We start from the raw sequence: 2,638 nt of genomic DNA, 5'->3' as shown, positions 1-2,638 counted from the left end.
CCCTCCTACAACCCCGTAGGAACGGCTTTAGCCGTGAATATCGCGCACAACAATTATCTATAATTTCGGCGTTAAAACACTTCCTACATCAAAGCTGACAGCTCCAAACAAAAAAGGCTCTGAGCGTTCACTCAGAGCCTTTTTTAAAAATCGATAATCAATTACCAGATTTTTACGCGATCTTCTGGTTTGATATACATTTTGTCACCTTCTTTCACATCAAATGCCTGATAGAATTCTGGCATGTTTGAAAGAATACCGATTACACGGTAATGGCTTGGTGAATGAGGGTCTGTCATTAGGCGGTTACGTAACTCTTCGTCACGATATTTACGACGCCAAATTTGCGACCAACCCATGAAGAAACGCTGATCACCTGTGTAACCATCAATAATAGGCGCTTTTTCATCACCAAGTGATAACTGGTATGCTGTATAAGCAACAGTTAAGCCGCCTAAGTCGCCAATGTTTTCACCTAATGTAAGCTGACCATTAACGCTTGCATCTTCAAATGGTTTGTACTCGTTATATTGAGCAACTAGCTGACCTGTGCGCTCTTCAAACTGTTTAAGGTCTGATTCGCTCCACCAGTTGCGTAAGTTACCGTCACCATCGTACTTCGCACCTTGGTCATCAAAGCCGTGACCTAATTCGTGGCCGATTACCGCACCGATTGCACCGTAGTTAACAGCATCGTCAGCTTCTAGGTTAAAGAATGGCGGTTGTAAGATAGCCGCTGGGAATACGATTTCGTTGTTCACAGGGTTGTAGTAAGCGTTAACTGTTTGTGGTGTCATGTGCCACTCAGAACGGTCAACTGGCTTACCAAGTTTTGCAGTCATGTCTGCATATTCCCACTCGCTGTGGCGAATGTAGTTACCTACTAAGTCATCACCTTTAACTTCAAGTGCAGAATAGTCTTTCCATTTATCTGGGTAACCGATTTTTGGCGTGAACTTATCAAGCTTTTCTTTAGCCGCGATTTTTGTTTCTGGGCTCATCCACTCAAGGTTTTCAATCGCAACTGCATAACCTTTGATTACGTTATCTACTAGCTCTTCCATGCGCGCTTTCGCTTCAGGCGGGAAGTTTTCTTTAACGTATACTTTACCTAGAATTTCGCCTAATACACCGTTTGATGCATCAACCGCTTTTTTCCAAAGTGGAGATTGCTCTGTAACACCGCGTAGTGTTGTGCTGTAGAAATCAAAGTTAAGGTCTACTAGCTCTTTATCTAATAGGCGAGCATAGTTGCTAACAAAGTGGAACTTAAGGTAGTTCTGCCACGTTGCTAAGTCAGTATCGTTGTAGATACCTGCGAATTTTTCTAGGTAGCTAGGTTGGCGAATGATTACATCGTCAGTTTTGATACCTGATGCATCAAGGTAAGCTGCAAAATCAAACTCACCTGTAAGTTTGTTTGCATCTGCAACGCTCATCTTATTGTAAGATTTAGTCGCATCACGACTTTCTACACGGCTCCACTGCGCATCGGCAATGCTTGTTTCAAGATCAATAATTGCTTTAGCCGCAGATTCTGCATCAGCAACACCGGCCTTGCTTAAGATTGCTGTTACGTATGCTTGGTAAGCTTCACGAATTTTTGTGAATTTTTCTTCATCTTTTAAGTAGTAGTCGCGATCTGGCAAACCTAAACCAGACTGATAAACATACATCGCGTTTTCGCTAGAGTTTTTCGCGTCGTTGTTTACGTACCAACCAAACGGTAAACTACCACCTTTAATGCGAAGTTCAGCCATTAAAGCAACAAGATCTGACTTGTTCTTCACTGCATCAACGCTTTCTAGCACTGGTGTTAATGGCTTGATACCTGCCGCTTCACGACCTGCTTCGTCCATGTAGCTGTTGTAGAATGCAGCTAATTTAGCTTCATCAGAGCCTGGCTTAACGTCTTTATTAGCCGCTGCTTTTTCTAGTACTTCTTTCATCGCTTTTTGCGAATCATCGTAAAGCTGAGTGAATGAGCCGTAGTTTGATTTATCACCTGGAATTTCAGTTTTCTCTAACCATTCGCCGTTTACGTGATAGTAAAAATCATCTTGTGCGCGAACAGATTTGTCCATGTTCGCCAGTTCAATGCCAGAGTTTAAAGGTGCTTTTGCTTCAGTGACGGTCGCAGTTGCTGGTGCTTTAGTTTCTTGTTCTTTTTCACCACAACCAACAAGACCGAGCGCAAGTGCAATACTTGCCGCGGTAAGTGTTACTTTTCTCATGGGGTTCCCGTACCAATTTAATTTATAAAGTATTTATCGAAAAACGAGTAAACCATACCAACAGTTAGTTTTTCGCTGTTTCCATAATAAACCTCTCGAGCAAAACAACAAAACCGAATATGTAACAATTCTTATCAAAACAAGATAAGCCGCATTTTTGAGCGATGAGAGGGGGAGGTTAAGTGGTTAGTGGTTGCATTGTAGGCGCGATTTTACATCGCGCGATATACAAAAGATAACGCGGGATAATCCCGCTGCTACAATTTCACGCCAACATCAAAACGTAGGAACGGCTTTAGCCGTGAATTGTTTTTCGGCACTAAAGTACCTTATATGGACTCCTCCTATTGCACAATACCCTTCGTTAATTTTGTCAGACTGCGTGCTTATATGCGGGCTCATAA

The 2,638-nt window shown here is 42.4% G+C and carries 1 protein-coding gene; it reads right to left on the bottom strand.

What is annotated here, in order from left to right; genetic code table 11:
• Positions 1–161 precede the first annotated feature (161 nt).
• A complete protein-coding gene (locus ISP07_RS20330; protein WP_209328708.1) occupies positions 162–2,234 on the bottom strand; it encodes a M13 family metallopeptidase in 2,073 nt (690 codons plus the stop codon).
• Positions 2,235–2,638: the final 404 nt, after the last annotated feature.

Source organism: Pseudoalteromonas sp. PA2MD11, assembly GCF_017808125.1.
Lineage (GTDB): Bacteria > Pseudomonadota > Gammaproteobacteria > Enterobacterales > Alteromonadaceae > Pseudoalteromonas > Pseudoalteromonas simplex.
This window is presented reverse-complemented; position numbering and strand designations above follow the sequence as displayed.